Origin of the sequence: Photorhabdus kayaii, assembly GCF_025384895.1 — a bacterium.
GTDB classification, from domain to species: Bacteria; Pseudomonadota; Gammaproteobacteria; order Enterobacterales; family Enterobacteriaceae; genus Photorhabdus; species Photorhabdus kayaii.
Window position 1 is genome coordinate 1 of sequence record NZ_JAJAFZ010000163.1, and the last position, 2,038, is coordinate 2,038.

Below are 2,038 nucleotides of genomic sequence, written 5' to 3' on the forward strand. Positions count from 1 at the left end.
GCACACATAGCAGTCCTGCTGCTTGTCATAGGTAAAATGCTTCTTCTGGAAGACGTTCGGCCCCTTATTCGAGCGGCGGTAACCGATTATCGGGATGACGCCTAACTGTTCCGTTAAATAACAGACTGGGGCCGTAAAATAGCCCGCATCCAGCCCAACCGCGAGGGGAGCCAGGGAGAATCGTTTGAGCTGACGCGCCAGACGCCCAATAAAGGGCTGGCTGTCGTGGACATTGCCCGGGGTGGCGTAGGTATCGGTGATGATGCCGACTTTTCCATCCACGCTACGGTGGTCAAGGTAAAAGAACCCCCTGGGTTTGTTGGTCCGGTGCATAAATCCGCTTTCCGGATCGGGGATACTGACCTTCGTCTTTCTCTGCCGTTCCTTAAGGGCTGGCTTTAAGCTTTTTTCCGGCAATAGCCCGGTCTTCATTGACCGCGTTATCCAGCTCGTTAAGATAGGCGCTGAGGGGAACCGACCGCATCGCCTGCTCAGATTTATGTGGATTGGCACTGGCTTTCAGGTGGGTACTGTCCGTATAGAGTACCCGTCCACCCACCAGCCCTCTGGCGATCGCCTGCTCAACAATGTGGTCAAAAATCTGCTGGAAGACCTCGCTGTGATTGAAACGGCGGCGGCGGTTTTGGCTCAGGGTCGAAGCATCAGGCACCTTCTCAGTCAGTCCGAGGCGCAGAAACCAGCGATAAGCTACATTAACCTGAATTTCCTGTACCAGACGGCGTTCACTGGGAATGCCAAATAAATAGCTCAGTAACATCATCTTAAGCAACATAACGGGATCGATAGCCGGTCGGCCATTATTATGACAATACAAAGGCGCGACTCATTCGCGGATAAATTCGAAATCAATAGCGGCATCGATTTTACGGACCCGATGATTTTTGGGTACCAGCTCGTCAAGCGAAAGCGTTTCTGGCGGGAAAGTCTGAGGAGGCGGTGTTCTTAACATGGCGGCAAGCTCCGTTTGGTGAACGGAACTTAATTAAAACAAAAGGCCGGATAAAAAACCAGCACTTTGTCAATAATCTGAAAGCCCAAAGGGCTTTAGGGCTGGCTACTGCGACGTATCCTGACTGAATTGATATTTGCCTGTAAAATAGGCTAAAATGAATGCACTCTATCAATGAGCGCTGAATATGTTAAGAGCGACCAATTTCAACACAAACTCTCTCGAACAATGGTTGACGAAAACCAAGCGGTCATTGTTGAGACGCTGAAATCGGCCAACATAATGAAGGATCACCACCTTGCCCACGCTATCGGGGATGCGGGCTGACATGGCTCCCTCATGAAACTGGAATACAAAGCCGCGGCGGCAGGTGTTCACCTAGTCAAACTGGATCAGTGGTTCGCCAGCTCGAAAACCTGCCATGGCTCCGGTCACAAAATGCCAGAACTGCCGCTAAATAAGCGGATCTGGCAATGCCCGGTTTGTCATGTCGAACATGACCGCGATATTAATGCGGCGATCAACATCCAGCGCAAGGGCACAACAGAATTACGGGCGGCGGGACTCATCGTTTCTGCCCACGGAGGCCAGCGTAAATCCGTCATAAAGACGGTGGCGGCCTGAAAAGTGGGAAGCCTCGCCGTTTTTTGCGGCGGGGAGCAGTCACAAAGAAAGGTTTTATTGCTATAAGATCGAATAACATTGAGAACTGAAAAATGTGTAACAACATCAATGATGAATTCAAATCGATGGCAACATTGGCTTTACGAACCAGACAATATTTGGGAACAAATTTTCCAAGTGAGATCATCTCTGGAGAAAAGGTTCGCATAAGAGGATTTTTAGTGTAAAGGCAAATCCGTTTTTCTTACAAAGTTCCATTAGAAAAAAGGCGCCGACCAAGAAGCCAGCGCCTTATCAATAATCTAATTCAAGTAGCGTATATGGATCACCAATATTATGAACTACCCTAGTTGCCACTTAACTTATAACTGGCAGGGGCGGAGAGACTCGAACTCCCAACACCCGGTTTTGGAGACCGGTGCTCTACCAATTGAACTACGCCCC

At 49.5% G+C, this 2,038-nt stretch carries 2 pseudogenes; one reads left to right on the top strand and one right to left on the bottom strand.

The window, feature by feature from the left end:
* Positions 1-970, bottom strand: a pseudogene (locus LGZ98_RS23565) (IS1182 family transposase); the annotation flags it as partial.
* 204 nt (positions 971-1,174) lie between these two features.
* On the opposite strand from LGZ98_RS23565, the pseudogene LGZ98_RS23570 reads away from it, so the two are divergent.
* Positions 1,175-1,594 (top strand): annotated as a pseudogene (locus LGZ98_RS23570) (RNA-guided endonuclease InsQ/TnpB family protein); the annotation flags it as partial.
* Positions 1,595-2,038: the final 444 nt, after the last annotated feature.